The organism is Ameyamaea chiangmaiensis (genome assembly GCF_013376175.1).
GTDB lineage: Bacteria > Pseudomonadota > Alphaproteobacteria > Acetobacterales > Acetobacteraceae > Ameyamaea > Ameyamaea chiangmaiensis.
This window is the reverse complement of sequence record NZ_JABXXR010000369.1, coordinates 1-543: the sequence shown is the minus strand read 5'-3', so window position 1 is coordinate 543 and position 543 is coordinate 1. Positions and strand designations below refer to the sequence as shown.

Sequence of the window (543 nt, the reverse complement as noted above, 5' to 3'; positions counted from 1 at the left end):
CGTACGGGCGCTGGCACGCGACTGGTCGACATTGGACGGGGCGGCGGACGACGCGGCCTATCAGGCGCGGGGCGTGGCCGGGTTCGCGACACTGCGCGAGGCGGCGCGGGATCTGGGCTGCGTGTTTCTGGCCTGCGAGTCGGGATTGCGCGTGGCGATTCTGGCCGATGACGATCTGATGCCCGGCGTGGCCGTCGCCGGGGTGCCGAGCTTTCTGTCCGCCACAAAAGGGTGGCAGATCGCCACGTTCTAGCGGTCCGGCATGCGATAGGGCTTGCCGAGGGACGCGCGCCTTGGCACGGATGCGGACATGAACGATCTCTTCTTCGCGGATGGCCGGTCGGATGGCCGGAGTGTAACGCGCGCGACCCTGCGACGCGCTGCCGTGCTTGCCGTTTTTGCCGTGACGCCCCTCGGCGCGGCCGGGGCGCAGACGCAGGCAAAGCACGCGGCCACGGTGCCTCATCACCACGCCGCCACCGCGACGACCGCCTCCCACACCCATGTCGCCACGCCCAAGGGCGCGCATGCGACGCCGAGCCA

Annotated in this window: 1 protein-coding gene and 1 pseudogene; both read left to right on the top strand. The window is 70.7% G+C overall.

The features are described 5' to 3' along the window. A pseudogene (locus HUK82_RS17110) lies at positions 1–253 on the top strand (hypothetical protein); the annotation flags it as partial. 57 nt (positions 254–310) lie between these two features. Further along, positions 311–543, top strand: a 233-nt coding sequence (locus HUK82_RS17105; protein ID WP_176615024.1) for a hypothetical protein, incomplete at its 3' end; no start/stop codon positions are given.